The organism is Novacetimonas pomaceti, assembly GCF_003207955.1.
Classification (GTDB): Bacteria; Pseudomonadota; Alphaproteobacteria; order Acetobacterales; family Acetobacteraceae; genus Novacetimonas; species Novacetimonas pomaceti.
In genome coordinates this window covers 95,589-111,995 of record NZ_NOXG01000004.1, presented here as the reverse complement: position 1 = coordinate 111,995, position 16,407 = coordinate 95,589, and the positions used below count along the sequence as shown (strand labels likewise).

Sequence of the window (16,407 nt, the reverse complement as noted above, 5' to 3'; positions counted from 1 at the left end):
AATTGAATGCACGCGGCGCCCGGCTAAGGGGATATGGGCGACCATCCTGTATTATTGTTATTTATCAATGTATTAATTCGAATTTTCCCAACTTTGGCCGCCATTTTCCCGGCCTGTTTTCCCAGAAATATTTTTATTTTTCGCCTGAATTGCGACATTTCCGGCAAGATTTCAACATATTCCGTATATGTTCGGCTTTGCCAGGGAATATTTGCGGATTCTCCAGATAATAATAAGAATACTATCCTATACTTGGGCCAATACAGTCCCACTGATTTGCTATTTTCTCAGGAATATAGTCCTATCGTATCGCGGAATCATTCACGATGCCTGCCACGGCAGGCGCATGGCCATTCAGCATGATTACAATTATGTAATGCTTTGGCGCGGGGATTACCCGCGCTGTGGCAGCATCCGCTGCAGCACGCCATCGCGGCAGATGACGGCATGATAGATGGCCGCCAGCGCATGAAGGCCCGCGACCACGATCAGGCCCCAGGCCAGCCAGTGATGGCACTGTCCCACGACCCGCTGTACCGCCACGCCCATATCGGCGAACGGGGAATTGATCGGCACGCCAAACGCCATGACGGGCCGCCCGCGCGACCAGCGCAGCATGTAGCCCAGCCCGATTTCCGTCCCCAGCATGACATACAGCAGCCAGTGGACCAGACGGGCAAGATGGTCGAGCGGGGTGATCACCGGGAACCGTATGGCCCGCCCGCCGGTCACGGCCCATACGATCCGGGTCAGGAACGTCGCCGCCAGCAGCACCCCGATCGAGGTATGGGCCGCGATCATCCACAGTCGCGGGGGCGTGCCGCGCGGCAGGAAGCCCCAGCCTTCGCCAAGGCCGAACTGCACCAGCACCATCACCGCCGTCAGCCAGTGCAGCCAGCGTGTCTCCACACTGTACCGTACAGGCGACGGCCCCGGCGTCAGGGACATGGAAGGGCGCGCCACGCGATCCCCACTCAGTTCATGCCCGGAGGGGCGGAACTGTCCACGCCACCCATGTTCATGTTGCTGAACGTCCCGCCATCGGGCGATCCCATGCCGGGCACGGCCTCGCTGGAGCCACCGGGGATGGTGCTCTGTGGCTGGATGCCGCCCCCGTCGCCATAGCCGCCACCGTAACCGTTGCCATTGCCGGGAATTCCATCCCCGCTGCCGGTGCCCATTTCGGGGGCGCTGTACTGCGGCATCGTACCGCTGGGTCCATAATTGTCCAGGCGACTGTCGCCGTTATAGCCCGCGCCGTAGGCCCCGCCATAAGTTCCGCCATTGGCGTTGCCGCCGCCACTGGCGGGGTTGGGACGTGCCTGCGCCACGCCCGTCGCGCCAACCATGCCCACCATCAGCAATCCCGCCACCAGAAGCCGCCTTGGGGTATTTCTTCCATATCCGACCATCATCCGTCCTCCGCTCATCGCACTTGCCCTGTTACCCAGCCCCTTCGCCTGTGCCTCAGGCTGTCCATGCGCGACAGGCCCCCGGGTCGGAAGGGCAGGATAACGCCGTCTTTGGGGAAGATCCAATATCCTCACCCATAGCTGAAGGCCCTGCGTCGCGGGCAGGCCACCCGTCATGGCGGCGACAGCCGCCGCCGCCGGGCCGGCCGTCAGGTGACCGCGTGGTCTAATCCGTGGTTTTTCATCATATTCCGCCGCTTCTCCATCACCTCATCAGAATGGAGGCCCCACGCCCCCTGCCGCGCGCCCCGCGACAGACGCGACCGAGCCATACCCCAGCCGGACGGCTGGGCCACCGGCCGGTTGCGTCGGCCGGACAGTAAGCGCACAGTCGCCCGGCCGTCTTCTTGGCAGGATATCGCACGCAAGCGGAGACAACCGATGACCACCCTGTCCACCCTTCCCCTGACACAGATGAAGGTCGTGCCCGACCTGCTTGCCGTTCCGGTGGGAACGGTCATGCTGACCTCCGAAATCTCACGTGACGAACCCAAGCTCGTGATCCGCAGCCGCCTGGTGTCGAACGAAGGCATCCGGCCGGGCCTGATCCTGATGACGCCGGAGATGAAGGGATATTTCGCCCCGGACGAATTCTGCACCGAATTCGTGCGCAGCGCGCTGGATGTGACGGATGTGCTGAGCCCGGTCCTGACAAAGGTCCTGCCGGGTTTCCGTTACAAGTTCGATGCGGTGGTGCGCGGCGACGTCTGGCACCTGAGCGATGAGAAAGGCCAGAATTTCGCAGGTCTCGCCATCGGGTCGGACGAAGAGGAAAGCAAGGTATTCGGCTATGCCCGCATCAGCGGCAGCCAGATCGGCGACATCGTGCCCGCCAAGCGCCATGCCTATCTCGGGCAGCTTGACTTCGCCCCCGCCCCGGCAAAGGCGACGCTGTAGGAAGGCACGCCCGTTGCGCCACGATCATGCAACGCAGCGGGAACCAGCCGTCCCGCCCACTGCCGCGCGGCATGGGCGGGAAACGTGCTCAGGCCGCGGCCTGCCCGCTTTCCAGCGCGCGCGAGCGCGGGGTGCGCGGCAGGAAAAAGCGCAGGAACCGAGCAAGGTTCGGCGCCAGCTTCGGCCGCAGCAGCCGCGGGTCATAGCCGGCAAAGCGCCGCTCGTTCTCATTGAGGCACAGGTCAAGGAAATCACGCAGCGGCATGTCCATGGCCGCCACCTCCTTGGTGCCGTTGACGGTGAAGTTGTTGTCCTGTTCATGGACATTGCCCTCGGCGTCCATGGTCTTGGCCATGCCCAGCCGTTCGTACACCAGGAACACCCACACCGCGAGGACGCGGATCTCGAACCACGGGCGCTGCCACAGCGGCATCGTCGCGCGGTGCCATGCCAGCCAGTTGGCGAACAGCAGGATATGGCGGCATTCCTCCTGCATCACCGGCTCGAACGTATCGATCAGCGGCTGCGGGAAAAAGCCGGAACGCTTCGCCACCTCGAACAGGCCGAAGGCGAAGAAGCTGTCCACGCATTCGGAAAAGCCGGTGACAAGATAGGCCCATTCAACATCGCGCGGCTCGTGATAGGTGGGCTCCGACGCCAGCGGGATGCCGTATGCCTCCACCATCTTGGACAGGACTTCCTTGTGGCGGTTTTCCTCCCACGCGTTGCGCGACAGGGCGTCCTTCATGTCCGGGTCGTCAATCAGGCGGGCGTACGCGGCCATGCGCAGGCGGGCCTTGCCCTCGGTCTGGACGGCGATGTCCCAGATCGGCAGGGAGGTCACGCGGTGCAGCGTCTCGGGGTCCAGCTTGGGCCAGTCGATGACCGAGGGCCTGTACGGATTGAACGTATCGCGGAACATCTCGGCCACGGCGCGCTTGTGTTCGGCCGAACCGGGCCGCAGCGGGCCGGCCACCGGACTGGACCAGTGGCGGGCGGTGTAATCGGCCTTTGCCACGGCTTCGGGCGTGGCCATGCCGGGATCGCGCGCTTCTGGCAGATTGGTATAGATGTCTGAAAGTGAATTCATGTGTCAGCTCGCTGATCGAAACGGTATCGCTGGAACTCACCGCTCGGCTGGCATCAAAAAAACAGCCCGTCGCCCGGTCCGCGCATGATCACGTCCGCGCGGACGGGGCAAGGAACTGCTCTTCATTGCGCAGGGACGCTGGATTCCTGACGGACCCTGTTGTGTGCGCCGTGACGGCCCCGGCAGTATGGAACCTGCTGGGACCGCCGCCCTTGTCATGGATCAATGAATGTCGGAGATCTTGTCGATCACGCGGGTGACCAGGCCATAGTCGATGGCCTCCTGCGCGGACATCCAGTAATTGCGATCCGTATCCTTGCAGACCTTTTCATAGGACTGCCCGGTTTCACGCGCGAACAGGCGGTTCAGCCGTTCGCGCATCTTGACGATCTCGCGCGCCTCGATGTCGATGTCCGTCGCCGGACCGCGCACGCCGCCCATCGGCTGGTGCAGCAGGAAACGCGTGTTGGGCAGGCAGAAGCGCCGCTCCCTGTTGCCCGCGGCGAAAATCAGCGCCCCGGCCGACGCGACCCAGCCGGTGCCGATCATGTTGACCGGCGCCACCGAATCGACAAAGCGGATCATGTCGTGGATGGTGTCACCGCTTTCGACATGGCCACCGGGCGAATTGACATACACGTCGATCGGCCGGTCCGACGCCCCGGCCAGCGCCAGCAGGCGCCCCGTGACGTCACGGGCGATCTTGTCATTGATGGGGCCGAACACCAGCACCTTGCGCTGATCGAACAGGCGGCTTTCCAGTTCGCTGATGGGCGAGGAGAGCGTGCGGTTGCGATCGGGTTCCTCGGTCTCCGGGCCTTGGGGTTCGGGGATGTCGGGATCGCGGGGATCCTCGTCATCCATGCGGACGCGATCTTTCGGCTGCATGCCGTTCATGGGGCTCTCCCTCTTCTCCGGGGCTGGCATAGTCATCCTCCTATCCTGCGCTGCCTTGGACGCGGTGCCAAGCCCCGTCCGCATCATCGGGTGGAACCGCCCCTCGCTAAGACGGGCGCGACAGGGTAGTAGGAAGCTATCGTGTGACAGTTTTCTTTTGACGGAGTGGATATGGGCAATCCTGCGCCCGCGCCAAGTTCCGGTGCCTCCTTTTTTACGCACCGGCGCGTTATCCGGCGGATTATCGGCCACGCATCGGGCGGCGGGGCGCGCATGGCATGGGTCGTGGCGGGCATGGCCGTACTGGGCGGATGTTCGGGCCACCGCGACGCGGTCGATACCCTGACGGACTGGTACCACACCCACCAGGGCGGCGTCATCGGGCAGCAGCGCCCCCCGCCGCCGGGCGCGCACGATCCCTATCCCCATATCGGCCTCGGCCCCAAGGACCCGCCCGTCCTGCCATCGCAGGACCTGCGCGACGACATCACCACGAACCTGGAGGCGCAGCGCAACCTGATCCACCGGCAGGACGCGACGATGGGGCCGATTCCCTCCGTCGCGGACGTGCCGCCCCCGCCCGTGACCGACACCCGTGCCGGCGGCGCGCAGTCCGCCTCGTTCGCTGCGGCCACGCCCGCGCCGCAGAAGGCCACGGCGCCCGCCGCCGGCGCAACGGGCACCGGCGCGACGGACGCCCCGATCGCGATGCCGGAGGTCACGTCCGCCCTGCCCACCGATGAACAGGTCCTGCCCAAGAACCTGCCCGCCCTTGCCGCGGCCCCGCCCGCGCCGGTGGTCCTTGACGGGGTCGGGGCCATGGGCGGCAACGATGTCATCAGCCGTCCCCTGCCCGACTACCGGCTTGCCGAAGATCAGGGCAAGGCCGTGCGTTTCGAGGCGGGATCCGACCAGATGCAGCCGGGGCAGGACCGCACGATTTCCAATCTGGTGAGCACGCGCGGCGACAGCGACATCGCGGTCAACGGGTACGGCGACGCCACCTCCGCCAGCGCGGGGGGACAGGCGCAGGCGATGTCGCTTGCGATCCTGCGCGGCCGGACGATCGCGCGCGCCCTTGTGGCGCAGGGTGTGCCGGTATCGGCGATCCACCTGCACGCCAGCGCCTTCGGGACTGGTGCAAGAATCGGCATCGTGCGCTAATATGCGCGCCCGTCCGTCATCCTGTCGGACGGGACTTCAGATTTCCAACCCGGCGCGATCCCGTCCCGCCAGCCGCAGAGCAGTCCCATGACCGAAGAATTCCATCGCATCCGCCGTCTGCCGCCCTATGTTTTCGCCGAGGTGAACAAGGCCAAGGCCACGGCACGCGCCCGGGGCGAGGACATCATCGATCTGGGGATGGGCAATCCCGACACCCCCACCCCGCCGCACATCGTGCAGAAACTGGTGGAAACCGTGGCGGATCCCCGCGCGCACCGCTATTCCGTCAGCCGTGGCATCCCCGGCCTGCGCCGGGCGCTGGCGGGGTATTACGAACGCCGCTTCAATGTCGGCCTCGACCCCGAAACCGAGGTGATCGCAACGCTGGGGTCCAAGGAAGGGCTGGCGAACCTTGCCGCCGCCATCACCAGTCCCGGCGACACCATCCTTGTGCCCAACCCGTCCTATCCGATCCACCAGTTCGGATTCATCATCGCCGGCGCCTCCGTGCGGTCCATTCCCGCCACCCCGGACGAGGAAATGCTGCGCGCGCTGGACCGCGCGGTGCATCATTCGGTGCCAAAACCCACGGCGCTGATTGTCAATTTTCCGTCAAACCCGACCGCCTATGTCGCGGACCTCGACTTCTATCGCGAACTGGTGGCCTTCGCGCGCAAGCATGACATCTGGATCATGTCCGACCTCGCCTATGCCGAGATCTATTTCGGCGACCGCGTCCCCCCCTCGATCCTTGAGGTGCCGGGGGCGAAGGACATCGCGGTGGAGTTCACCTCCCTTTCGAAGACCTATTCCATGGCGGGATGGCGCATGGGATTCGCGGCGGGCAATCCGCGCCTGATCGCGGCACTGACGCGCATCAAGTCGTACCTCGATTACGGGGCGTTCACCCCCATCCAGGTCGCCGCCGTCGCAGCCCTCAGCGGGCCGCAGGACTGCGTTGCCGAAATCCGCGACATCTATCGCGAACGCCGCGACGTGCTGATCCGCGGGCTGCACGCGGCCGGGTGGGACGTTCCCTCCCCCGAAGGGTCGATGTTCGCATGGGCCCCCATCCCCCCGCAGTTCCGCGAGATGGGCAGCGTGGACTTTTCCAAGATGCTGCTGCGGGAGGCGGGCGTGGCTGTCGCCCCGGGCCTCGGCTTTGGCGAACATGGCGAAGGCTTCGTGCGGATCGGGCTGGTGGAAAACACCCAGCGCCTGCGTCAGGCAACCCGCGCGATCCGTCATTTCATGACCGCCCACAACGCGGGCCATGCCGCCACCCCCGCCCGGCGCGATCCCGCCATAACGGATTCCGTTTCATGAATGCCCCCCACCCCTACGGAAAAGAGATGACTGCTGCTGCTTCCCCTGTTGAGCCCCCTCCCCTGCGTGTCGGCATCGCGGGACTGGGGACGGTTGGCGTCGGCGTCGTCAGGATGCTGCGTGAAAATGCCGCGCTGATCGCCGCGCGGGCCGGGCGCCGCCTGGTCGTGACCGCCGTCAGCGCGCGCGATCGCACGCGCGATCGCGGCGTGGACCTGTCGGATGTCGCGTGGTGCGATGACGCCGCCGGGCTGTGCGCGCATCCCGACGTGGATGTCGTGGTCGAACTGGTGGGCGGCGCGGAAGGCATCGCCCGCAGGATCGTGACGGGCGCGCTGGAAAATGGCCGGCCGGTGGTCACCGCGAACAAGGCCCTGATGGCCATCCATGGCGCGGAACTGGCGACACTGGCGCAGAAGGCCGATGTCCCCCTGATGTTCGAGGCGGCGGTGGCGGGCGGCATTCCCGCCATCAAGACCGTGCGCGAGGCGCTGGCGGGGGACCGTATCCTCAAGGTCGGCGGCATCCTCAACGGCACCTGCAACTATATCCTGACCGCCATGCGCGAGACGGGGCGCGATTTCGCGGATATCCTGGCCGAGGCGCAGAAGCTCGGCTATGCCGAGGCCGATCCCTCGACCGATGTGGACGGCGTGGACGCGGCGCACAAGCTGGCGATCCTGGCGGGGCTGGCGTTCGGGCGGCCGGTCGTCTTCGCCTCGGTCTATATCGAGGGGATCCGGCGCATCGGCGCGCTGGACCTGCATTTCGCGCGCGAACTGGGCTATCGCATCAAGCTGCTGGGCATCGCGCGGCAGCATGACAACGGGATCGAGGCGCGGGTCCATCCCTGCCTTGTCCCCCTGTCCACCCCCATCGCGCAGGTCGATGGCGTGTTCAACGCCGTCGTGGTCGAAGGCGCGTTTGTCGGCCGCCTGATGCTGGAGGGACGCGGCGCGGGCGAAGGGCCGACCGCCACCGCCGTCACCGCCGACCTGATCGACATCGCGCGCGGCAACGCCATTCCCGTATGGGGCCGCAGCACCGACGGCCTGACGCAGGCCGTCGCCCTGTCGCGCACGCAGTTCACGGGGCGGTATTACCTGCGCCTGAACGTGGTGGACCGTCCTGGCGTGCTGGCCGACATCACGGCGGTGCTGCGCGATGATGGCGTGTCGCTGCATACCATGCTGCAGCACGCGCAGGCCCGCACCCTGCTGCCTGACGATACCTACAGCGTGCCGCTGGTGCTGATCACGCACCACACCAGCGAGGCCGCGATGCTGCATGCGCTCAGGCACATCGCGCTGCTCAAGTCGGTGCTCGACGAACCGGCCATGATCCGCATCGAAGGGGACTGAGCCCCCCTGATCGCCGCCCGACATCCCATCACGCCGCCAAGGACCACCCATGCCCCGCATCCCCACGCCCCCATCGCGCATGACAGGAACGAAAAAGGGGGCGCGGGCATGACGGACATGGCGACAGGCATGGCGGATGACGTGCTGGCGGAAAGTCCACTGCCCCCGCAGGACGACACGCCGCTGGTGCTGGGCGTGCGTTCAAGCCTGACCGGGCGGCGGTGGCTGTGGCGCGATCCCGAAATCACCCGCGACGCCGGGGTGACGGCGCGCATGGGCATGGCCATCATGCAGCAGGCCGGGGTGCCCGAAATCGTTGGCCGCATGCTGGCGATGCGCGGCATCGCGCCCGATGGGGTAACGGATTTCCTGACCCCCACCCTGCGCGCGCTGATGCCCAACCCCGCCTGCCTGACCGACATGGACCGGGCGGCACAGCGGCTGGCGCAGGCCATCACGGCGGGCGAAACCGTCGGCGTCTTTGGCGATTACGACGTCGACGGGGCGTGTTCGGCGGCACTGCTGACGCATTTCCTGCGCCAGATGGGCTGTCGCGTCATCACCCACGTTCCCGACCGCATGAGCGAGGGATACGGGCCGAACACCCCGGCGCTGGAGGCGATGATCGCCGATGGGGCGGGCCTGATCGTCTGCGTCGACTGCGGCACGGCGGCGTCCGATGTCCTGTCCCCCCTGTCCGCGCGGGCGGACATCATCGTGCTGGACCATCACAAGGTGCAGGGCGACCTGCCGCGCATCGTCGCGACGGTCAATCCCAACCGCCCGGACTGCACCTCCCGCCTGAACGGGTCATGCGCGGCGGCGGTGACCTTCATGAGCGTTGTCGCCACGGCCGGGATATTGCGGCGGCAGGGATGGTTCGAAAGCCGCCCCGCGCCGCAGCTGATGGATTACCTGGACCTCGTGGCGCTGGCGAGCGTATGCGACGTCATGCCGCTGACGGGGCTGAACCGGGCCTTTGTCACGCAGGGCATGAAAATCATGGCCCGCCGCCAGCGTACCGGGCTGAACGCGCTGATGGAGGTCGCGGGCGTGACAGACCCGCTTTCGGCCTTTACCTGCGGGTTCGCGCTGGGGCCGCGCATCAACGCGGGCGGCCGGATCGCGGAATCCGGGCTGGGGCTGGAACTGCTGTTATGCGAGGACGCGCTGGAGGCACGGCGTCTGGCGGAACGGCTGGATGCGGTCAACCGCCGCCGCCAGACGGTGGAAACCGACATCCTTGACATCGCCATGGACATGGCCGCCCGCCAGCGCGAGGAAGGGCATGCGGTGCTGCTGCTGTGCGGTCGCGACTGGCATCCCGGCGTGGTGGGGATCGTGGCCGGCCGGGTCAAGGAAAAATTCAACCGCCCCGTCCTGGTCGGCGCGATGCTGGAGGACGGGACGGTCAAGGGATCGGCCCGCTCCGTCCCGGGGATCGACCTTGGCACGGCCATCATCGCCGCGCGGCAGGCCGGCCACCTGACATCGGGCGGCGGCCATGCGATGGCGGCGGGCTTTGGCCTTAGGGCAGACGACATCCCCGCCCTGCATGAATTCCTCAACGAACGCCTGTCCACGGCGGCGGCCCTGCCCGATGCCGTGGACCTCAGCATCGAGGGCATCGTGGGCGTCGCGGCGGCCTCCGTCGAACTGGCGAGCGATATCGGGCGCCTGGCCCCGTTCGGCGCGGGCAATGACGAACCCCTGCTGGCGCTGCCGCGCGTGCGCGTGGTGCGCGCCGATCGCATCGGGCGGGAGGGCAATACGCTGCGCCTGCTGATCGAAGGCGAAGGCGGTGGCCCACGCCTGAAGGCGCTGCTGTTCCGCGCGGGCGACAACCCGATGACCCCCGTGCTGGAGGATCGCAACGCCGCGCCGCTGCATCTGGCCGGATGGCTGCGCGCCGAAAGCTGGAACGGCCGCACGACCGCGAGTTTCTTCATCCGTGACGCAGCGTTTGCCAATTAATTTTCATATTTTCATTTCAGGGGCTTGACCGCCCCCCCGAGGCGGGATATCTACCCGCTCACGCCTTTAGTCCCGTTCGTCTAGAGGCCTAGGACACCGCCCTTTCACGGCGGCAACACGGGTTCGAATCCCGTACGGGACGCCACGGCATGCACGCACTTTCCATCATTATGGAAATGCCTGCCTTTCTGCCGCAGGACAGATTTTCATATCATGCCTGTCAGGACGCAATTCCATTCTTCATGAACCATCGGGCACGCAACTACCTGAAGATCAGGAATTTGTCTGGCGCGTCCTATTTGCGTCCATTCCCTATCCAGTCATACGCCTGATGGAAAATGCCCGGACGCTGCGCTCAGGGAAATGGCTCAAAAATCCCCTGCGAACATCCGGCACAATCATCAGAAAAGTTTTTGGTGAAGCTTTTTTGCAAAAAGCTTCGAAGAACGCCGCCTTTTTGAAAAAAGGCGGCACCCAAAAACTTCTGTTATATTCTGACGTTTTCCTAACGCCCGGAATAGGGCGCCGCCGCCTTGGGCAGACCGTCCTCGATCGGCAGGGCGGAATTACGGGACCATTCATTCCATGACCCCATATATATGCGCAGGCGGGTAAAGCCCGCCGCCGTCAGGGCGACATAGGTATTGGCCGCCCGCGCGCCCTTGAAGCAGTAGATGATGATGTCATCATCCGGATGCAGGTTGCGTGATGCCGCAAGCGCGCGGATTTCCGCCGCATCGCGGAAAGAGGCGTGGTTGTCCGTGACCTTCATGAAATCATACCACTCGATCCACACCGCGCCGGGAATCCGTCCCTTGCGCGGCGCGAAATCGACGCCATAGGGCGATGAACTGTCACCCAGCCATTCGACCCTGTCGCGATTATCCAGCAGCTTGACACCCCCCGATCGCAGGGCGGCCATCACGTCCTCATACGTGGCCATGAGGCCGCCATTTATGCCGAGCGGGAATTCGGTGCGCACGGGCGTCGTGGTTTCGGTGGTGAACGTGCCCCCCGCCCTGCGCCACGCGCTCAGCCCGCCATCAAGGATGCCGACACTGGGATACCCCAGGTAACGCAGGATCCAGTATCCGCGGCAGGACGCCCCATAGCGGGTATGCAGCGCATCTTCATAGACAATGGCGGTCTTTTTGCCATCCAGCCCGTATTCCGCGAAAAGGCTGGCAAAGGTCCGCTGCAGCGTCGCCAGCCCGTCCTGCGTGGTTTCCGCCAGATAGGTGAAGATGTCGGGCATGTTGACGGCCCCGGCGATATGCCCGGCGTCAAAGTCCTTTTTGTCCCGCACGTCGATCAGAAGGGCCTTTCCCTCTGCGGCGAGCCTGCGGACATCATCGGGCGAATAAAGAACAGGTATCGGCATAAGGGCTTCCCGCATGATTGTGGACATGCCCCCACCACTATCAGCAATGATGCCACCGATGGAGGCGACAGGGCACGTCCCGGCCATGATCTGGGCAGGACCCTCCCTTATCCGTGAACGGGCCTGTCCCCTTCAGCGACCAAGGATGAAATCCACCGCCCCGCCATAGATGTGATACAGCGAACTGGCGGGCATATGATCGGTCAGGGAGACGCCATGCACGTCCAGCCGGTCGATCCATCCACCGCGCAGGCGGGCGGGCGCGTACTGTTCGAAGAAATTCCCGCTCAGCCGCGTCAGCGCCGTGGCCGCACGCGCATCGCCATCGCGCGCCCGGCGGGCCAGTATGCGCATCAGTTCCGTCTGCGGCCAGATCCGCGTTGATTCCTCCAGCCGCGCGCCATCTTCGGTAATCGCGTCACACACCACCTGCCTGTCGGGATCCACGCCACAGGTGATGGCCGTATCCGCCAGCCGGTCCCGGGCCGCCAGCACCGCCGGCACCTCCGCCGCCCGTGGTGCAAGCCGCGCGAATTCCGAAAACAGCCACGACCATTCCAGCAGGTGCCCCGGTTCCACCCGGTTATGTCCCGCCGCCTGCAGCGGGGCCCATGCGCTGTTGAAGGTTTCGAGCAGCATCCCTGTCCCCGGCAGGATGAAATGTTCCAGCGCCAGCAGGACCAGATCGCGGGCATGCTCCAGATAAAAAAGCTCGCCCGAGACCTCGAACAGCACCAGATAGGCTTCCAGCAGGTGCATGTGCGGGTTCTGCCGGTGGATGGTGTCGGCAGGCGGCACGGTGTCGAGATAGCCGCCCCCGCCTGTCAGGAATATCCGGTCGATTTCCAGCGCCGTCTCGCGCGCGACCGCAAGGTAGGCGTCATCGCGCGACGCCCGGTAGGCCCAGCCATAGGCGAACAGGATGAAGGCATGTGCATACAGGTCGCGCCGCCGGTCGGCGGGCCGCCCGTCCGGCCCGAGGGAGAAGATCCACCCCGGCGCGTCGTCGCTGCGCCAGTAACGGCGTTCCACCTCATGCAGGCAGTCCAGCGCCTGCCCCGCCGTGGGACAGAACCCGTCAAGCTGCGCGCGGCAATAGGTGGAAATCTGGCGCGCCTGCACCATCAGGCGCAGTTCAGGCAGGTGAATGGGCCGCCGGTCGAACGTCAGGCGTTCGTGGAACAGGCGCCGCGCGGTATCAAAGCCGATTCCCGACCACAGGGGCAGCGCGCCCCGCGACAGCCAGAGACGCCATGCGTCTTGAGACAATTCGACACCCTCTTTCGTGTTCCCGTCGGCGCGCCCCGTATGAGCCGTGCGCGCCTTTTCCACTCATGGGCCGCGCCGGGCCTGCCTGCCGCGCCATGCCACGCCCATCGGCGGGCGGGGACAAGGTTTCCTTACCTGATGGGGTGAATAAGGTCGCAGCCGCCATTCGTAAAGACAATCCGCGTCTTCCGCCGCCTGTCCGTTGCCTGGGTGTACAGCATTGCGTGACCTCGCGGGTTTTCGGGCGCTTTCGCCACACGGCGCCTGTATGCAGTTTTACTGCTATCATGCTTGCCCTCCTGACCGGCACGAAGGACGTAAAGATGCAGATTGCGGGAAAATTCATCCTGGCGACCACACTCGCGTTGACCTGTGGCGGCAGCGCCCTCGCACGTCCGGTACTGCTGGAACATGCCACCGTCATCGACGGGACGGGCGCGCAGGCGCAGGCCGATACCTCCATCCTGATGGATGGGGGGAAGATCGTGGGCGTGGGCCCCCACCTGTCCGCGCCCCGCGATGCGCGACGGGTCGACCTGACGGGCCGCACGGTCCTGCCGGGCCTGATTTCCGATCACAGCCATGTCGGACAGGTCTCGGGCGCCACCAACGGGTCACAGAATTACACGCGCGCCAATATCCTGGCCGCCCTGCGCCAGTACGAACGGTATGGGGTGCTGACGGTCACGGCGCTGGGGCTGAACAAATCCCCCCTGTTCGACGAACTGCGCCGTGAACAGCACGCGGGACGCAACCCCGGGGCGGACCTGTTCGGCGTGGACCAGGGCATAGGCGCGCCGGACGGCGTCCCGCCACAGAACCGCTTCAACCTTTCCCCGGACGAGGTCTTCCGCCCCACCACGGCGGATGAGGCCCGCACCGCCGTGGACCGCATGGCGGACGAGGGCACGGACCTCATCAAGCTGTGGGTCGATGATTTCCGCAATGGCGTGCCGGGGGCAAAGCCGCTGCCCAAGATGTCGCCCGAAGTCTATCGCGCCGCCATCGCGCAGGCCCACCTGCGTGGCAAGCGGGTGGCCGCGCATATCCATGACCTGTCCGATGCCCGCGCCCTTGTCGCGGCGGGGGTGGACATCCTGGCCCATGGCGTGCGCGACCAGGCGGTGGATGTCGCGCTGATCGAAGACATGGAACAGCATGGCACGTGGTACATCGCGACGCTTGGCCTTGACGAGGCCAACTACATCTTTGCCGAACACCCCGAATGGCTGGATGACCCGTTCCTTTCCGCCGGCCTTGATCCCGCCCTGCGCGCGCAGTTCGCCGATCCCGCATGGCGGGCAAAAACCCTGTCCGCGCCCCTGACGGCGGCATCGCGCAAGGCGCTGGCGATGAACATGCACAATCTTCTGGCGCTGTACCGCGCGGGCATCCATGTCGGCTTCGGCACCGATTCAGGCGCGATGCCCACGCGCATCCCCGGATTTGCGGAACATCGGGAACTCTACCTTTCGGTCGCGGCGGGACTTACACCGTTGCAGGCGATATCGCTGGCGACCGGCAATGCCGCGGCACTGCTGCAGCTGCCGGATCGCGGGACCATCGCGCCGGGCAGGCGGGCCGACCTGCTGGTGGTGGACGGGCACCCCGAGCGTGACATCGGGGACATGCACCACATCGCGCAGGTATGGCAGCGCGGGGTGATGACCGACGGGCCGCTGACGGGCGCGAAGTAAGCGCCCCCACGCCCGTACGCATTGGTTGCATGCGCTTTTGTATGCAGGAGAATGGACAGGCCTATGGCACAGGGAAGATGAAAAGGAGACACCCACGATGGAACCATGGCATTCGTTCACCGAATTCGGAAAATCGGGCACGATCTACCAGTTCAAGCGCCCGCCGGAGGACCTGCCGGACCAGCCGGCGATTTTCCTGCTGACCACCGTCATGGGATCGACCACCAAGGGGGGATCATGGGAATTCCTCAGCCCCGAAATCGGTCGTGTCCACTCCCTGCGCCGCGACTGGGACAGCGTGATCACGCCCGCGCGCCGCGCCAAGGAGGAAAGCGAGGACGTGCTGGTCTGCTTCGTCTCCGAAGGCACGCTGGACGAGGCGTTTGACGACCTGCGCGATGGCGGGGCGCAGACCCTGCCCCCCACCCCGGCCGCGAGCTGAGGAAGACTGCCCGCAAGACGCCATGACGGCCCGGCGCGGGACATGCCACAGCCATCCCCGCGCCAGCCTTCAGCCCATCGCGCCGAAGGTCCCGTTCCTGAGCGACGCCTCGATTTCCTCCAGGGAGCGGCCGCGCGTTTCGGGGACATAGCGCAGCACGAACACGAACGCCGCGAAATTCAGCGCCGCGAACATCCAGAACGTGCCCGCGGCCCCCAGCGTCTGCACCAGCGAAAGCGTCGTCAGCGACACCACAAGGTCCGCCACCCAGTGCGTCGCGGCGACAAGGCTCATCCCCTTGCTGCGGCATGACAGGGGATAGACCTCCGCCCCCACCAGCCAGACCGCGACCGACAGGCTGCCGACGTTGAAGATGGCATAGCACACGACCGCCGCCGCCGTGATCCAGGTATTGATCCCCTGCGTCGCGCCAATGGCGAACATCGTCCCCAGCACCAGCAGCGACACCACCGCCCCGGGAATAAGCCGCAGCAGCAGCGTGCGCCGGCCCCACGCATCGACGGCCCAGCTGCCGAACGTGGTGGAGGCCAGCATCGCGACCCCGATGGCGATGGAAGTCAGCAGGGCGGAGCTTTTGCCAAACCCCACCCCCGCGAAAATGGTCGGCGCGTAATACAGCACCGCATTGACGCCCGTGATCTGGCAGAACAGCGCCACCCCGACCGAGGCGACAAGCGCGGGCCGCACCCACGGCTGCAACAGGGCGGACCAGGGCGCCTGCTCGTCATGCATGGCGACGATGGCCTCCAGCTCCGTGCGGGCAAGGGCGGGGTCGCGCCGCAGGCGCTGCAGCACCTCGAACGCGCCTTCGAGGTTGCCTTTCATCGCAAGCCAGCGCGGGCTGCGCGGCAGCAGCGACATGCCCACGAACAGCACCACCGCCGGCACCACGCCCAGCCCGAACATCAGCCGCCATGACTGGTCACGCAGCACATAGCCCGCGATGAAGGAAATCAGGATGCCTGCCACCACCGCCATCTGGAACAGGACCACCATCTGCCCGCGTTTTTCAGGCGGGGCGATTTCCGCGATATAGACCGGCACGATCTGCGAACACATCCCCACCGCAAGGCCAAGGATGAAGCGCGCGAAGACCAGAAGCGACACGCCGGGGGAAAACGAGGCCATCAGCGTGCCGAAAATGAACACCAGCGCCGCAAACATGATCATGTAACGCCGCCCCAGCCGGTCCGACAGCGGGGCGGCCATCAGGCATCCCCCAAGCGCGCCCGCGACGATCGCCGACGTCACCACCTGCTGCCCCAGCGTGCCCAGCGCGAAATCGCCCGTGATCTGCAGCAGTGCCGCGGAAATGATGCCCGTGTCATACCCGAACAGCAGCCCCCCCGTCGCCGCGACGCCCGCGATCAGCCCGACGATGGGAGGGGTGGAAGCCACGTTCTTGTCCTGCGCCAT

General features: G+C 65.7%; 14 protein-coding genes and 1 tRNA gene. 8 read left to right on the top strand and 7 right to left on the bottom strand.

Translation table 11 applies throughout. The features are described 5' to 3' along the window. Positions 1–393 precede the first annotated feature (393 nt). Both CFR71_RS06530 and CFR71_RS06525 read right to left on the bottom strand, forming a co-directional pair. The gene (locus tag CFR71_RS06530; protein ID WP_338042956.1) at positions 394–963 is read right to left on the bottom strand and encodes a cytochrome b; all 570 of its coding nucleotides are present in this window, start codon (positions 961–963) and stop codon (positions 394–396) included. 11 nt (positions 964–974) lie between these two features. Continuing rightward, positions 975–1,415, bottom strand: coding sequence for a hypothetical protein (locus tag CFR71_RS06525; protein WP_110528874.1), 441 nt, complete (start codon positions 1,413–1,415; stop codon positions 975–977). Positions 1,416–1,853: 438 nt separating this feature from the next. On the opposite strand from CFR71_RS06525, the gene CFR71_RS06520 reads away from it, so the two are divergent. After that, positions 1,854–2,369, top strand: a complete 516-nt coding sequence (locus CFR71_RS06520; RefSeq protein ID WP_110528871.1) for a hypothetical protein — start codon at positions 1,854–1,856, stop codon at positions 2,367–2,369. 88 nt (positions 2,370–2,457) lie between these two features. On the opposite strand, the gene CFR71_RS06515 is transcribed toward CFR71_RS06520, so the two are convergent. Both CFR71_RS06515 and CFR71_RS06510 read right to left on the bottom strand, forming a co-directional pair. Further along, positions 2,458–3,459, bottom strand: a complete 1,002-nt coding sequence (locus CFR71_RS06515) for a ferritin-like domain-containing protein (protein WP_110528868.1) — start codon at positions 3,457–3,459, stop codon at positions 2,458–2,460. Between the two features lie 222 nt (positions 3,460–3,681). Further along, complete coding sequence (locus CFR71_RS06510) at positions 3,682–4,356, bottom strand: ATP-dependent Clp protease proteolytic subunit (RefSeq protein WP_110528865.1); 675 nt, start codon at positions 4,354–4,356, stop codon at positions 3,682–3,684. 171 nt (positions 4,357–4,527) lie between these two features. On the opposite strand from CFR71_RS06510, the gene CFR71_RS06505 reads away from it, so the two are divergent. The 5 genes from CFR71_RS06505 to CFR71_RS06485 all read left to right on the top strand — a co-directional run bounded on the left by CFR71_RS06505 (position 4,528) and on the right by CFR71_RS06485 (position 10,326). Next, positions 4,528–5,520 (top strand): OmpA family protein, encoded by a 993-nt coding sequence (locus tag CFR71_RS06505; RefSeq protein WP_110528862.1) that lies wholly within the window; start codon positions 4,528–4,530, stop codon positions 5,518–5,520. 87 nt (positions 5,521–5,607) lie between these two features. Further along, positions 5,608–6,846, top strand: coding sequence for an LL-diaminopimelate aminotransferase (locus CFR71_RS06500; protein ID WP_110528859.1), 1,239 nt, complete (start codon positions 5,608–5,610; stop codon positions 6,844–6,846). Positions 6,847–6,872: 26 nt separating this feature from the next. Then, positions 6,873–8,207, top strand: coding sequence for a homoserine dehydrogenase (locus tag CFR71_RS06495; RefSeq protein WP_110528856.1), 1,335 nt, complete (start codon positions 6,873–6,875; stop codon positions 8,205–8,207). A gap of 117 nt (positions 8,208–8,324) precedes the next feature. Further along, positions 8,325–10,181 (top strand): single-stranded-DNA-specific exonuclease RecJ, encoded by a 1,857-nt coding sequence (gene recJ, locus CFR71_RS06490; RefSeq protein WP_408891717.1) that lies wholly within the window; start codon positions 8,325–8,327, stop codon positions 10,179–10,181. A 69-nt stretch (positions 10,182–10,250) separates the two neighbouring features. Next, a tRNA-Glu gene (locus CFR71_RS06485) sits at positions 10,251–10,326 on the top strand. 360 nt (positions 10,327–10,686) lie between these two features. Here the strand turns inward: CFR71_RS06485 and CFR71_RS06475 are convergent. Both CFR71_RS06475 and CFR71_RS06470 read right to left on the bottom strand, forming a co-directional pair. Then, entirely contained in the window at positions 10,687–11,589 is a 903-nt protein-coding gene (locus CFR71_RS06475; RefSeq protein ID WP_110528849.1) for a sulfurtransferase, read from the bottom strand. Positions 11,590–11,694: 105 nt separating this feature from the next. Beyond that, complete coding sequence (locus CFR71_RS06470) at positions 11,695–12,831, bottom strand: AGE family epimerase/isomerase (protein WP_110529094.1); 1,137 nt, start codon at positions 12,829–12,831, stop codon at positions 11,695–11,697. A gap of 323 nt (positions 12,832–13,154) precedes the next feature. On the opposite strand from CFR71_RS06470, the gene CFR71_RS06465 reads away from it, so the two are divergent. Both CFR71_RS06465 and CFR71_RS06460 read left to right on the top strand, forming a co-directional pair. Next, on the top strand, positions 13,155–14,528 hold the full coding sequence (locus CFR71_RS06465) for an amidohydrolase family protein (protein ID WP_110529091.1): 1,374 nt from the start codon (positions 13,155–13,157) through the stop codon (positions 14,526–14,528). A 97-nt stretch (positions 14,529–14,625) separates the two neighbouring features. After that, a complete protein-coding gene (locus CFR71_RS06460) occupies positions 14,626–14,970 on the top strand; it encodes a hypothetical protein (protein WP_110528846.1) in 345 nt (114 codons plus the stop codon). A 69-nt stretch (positions 14,971–15,039) separates the two neighbouring features. On the opposite strand, the gene CFR71_RS06455 is transcribed toward CFR71_RS06460, so the two are convergent. After that, positions 15,040–16,407, bottom strand: coding sequence for a sugar porter family MFS transporter (locus CFR71_RS06455; RefSeq protein ID WP_110528843.1), 1,368 nt, complete (start codon positions 16,405–16,407; stop codon positions 15,040–15,042).

Coding starts and splice junctions, on each gene's coding strand:
- CFR71_RS06525 (WP_110528874.1), bottom strand. CDS start 1,415: ATGATGGTCGGATATGGAAGAAATACCCCAAGGCGGCTTCTGGTGGCG.
- CFR71_RS06520 (WP_110528871.1), top strand. CDS start 1,854: ATGACCACCCTGTCCACCCTTCCCCTGACACAGATGAAGGTCGTGCCC.
- CFR71_RS06515 (WP_110528868.1), bottom strand. CDS start 3,459: ATGAATTCACTTTCAGACATCTATACCAATCTGCCAGAAGCGCGCGAT.
- CFR71_RS06510 (WP_110528865.1), bottom strand. CDS start 4,356: ATGAACGGCATGCAGCCGAAAGATCGCGTCCGCATGGATGACGAGGAT.
- CFR71_RS06505 (WP_110528862.1), top strand. CDS start 4,528: ATGGGCAATCCTGCGCCCGCGCCAAGTTCCGGTGCCTCCTTTTTTACG.
- CFR71_RS06500 (WP_110528859.1), top strand. CDS start 5,608: ATGACCGAAGAATTCCATCGCATCCGCCGTCTGCCGCCCTATGTTTTC.
- CFR71_RS06495 (WP_110528856.1), top strand. CDS start 6,873: ATGACTGCTGCTGCTTCCCCTGTTGAGCCCCCTCCCCTGCGTGTCGGC.
- recJ (WP_408891717.1), top strand. CDS start 8,325: ATGGCGACAGGCATGGCGGATGACGTGCTGGCGGAAAGTCCACTGCCC.
- CFR71_RS06475 (WP_110528849.1), bottom strand. CDS start 11,589: ATGTCCACAATCATGCGGGAAGCCCTTATGCCGATACCTGTTCTTTAT.
- CFR71_RS06465 (WP_110529091.1), top strand. CDS start 13,155: ATGCAGATTGCGGGAAAATTCATCCTGGCGACCACACTCGCGTTGACC.
- CFR71_RS06460 (WP_110528846.1), top strand. CDS start 14,626: ATGGAACCATGGCATTCGTTCACCGAATTCGGAAAATCGGGCACGATC.
- CFR71_RS06455 (WP_110528843.1), bottom strand. CDS start 16,407: ATGGCGCAGGACAAGAACGTGGCTTCCACCCCTCCCATCGTCGGGCTG.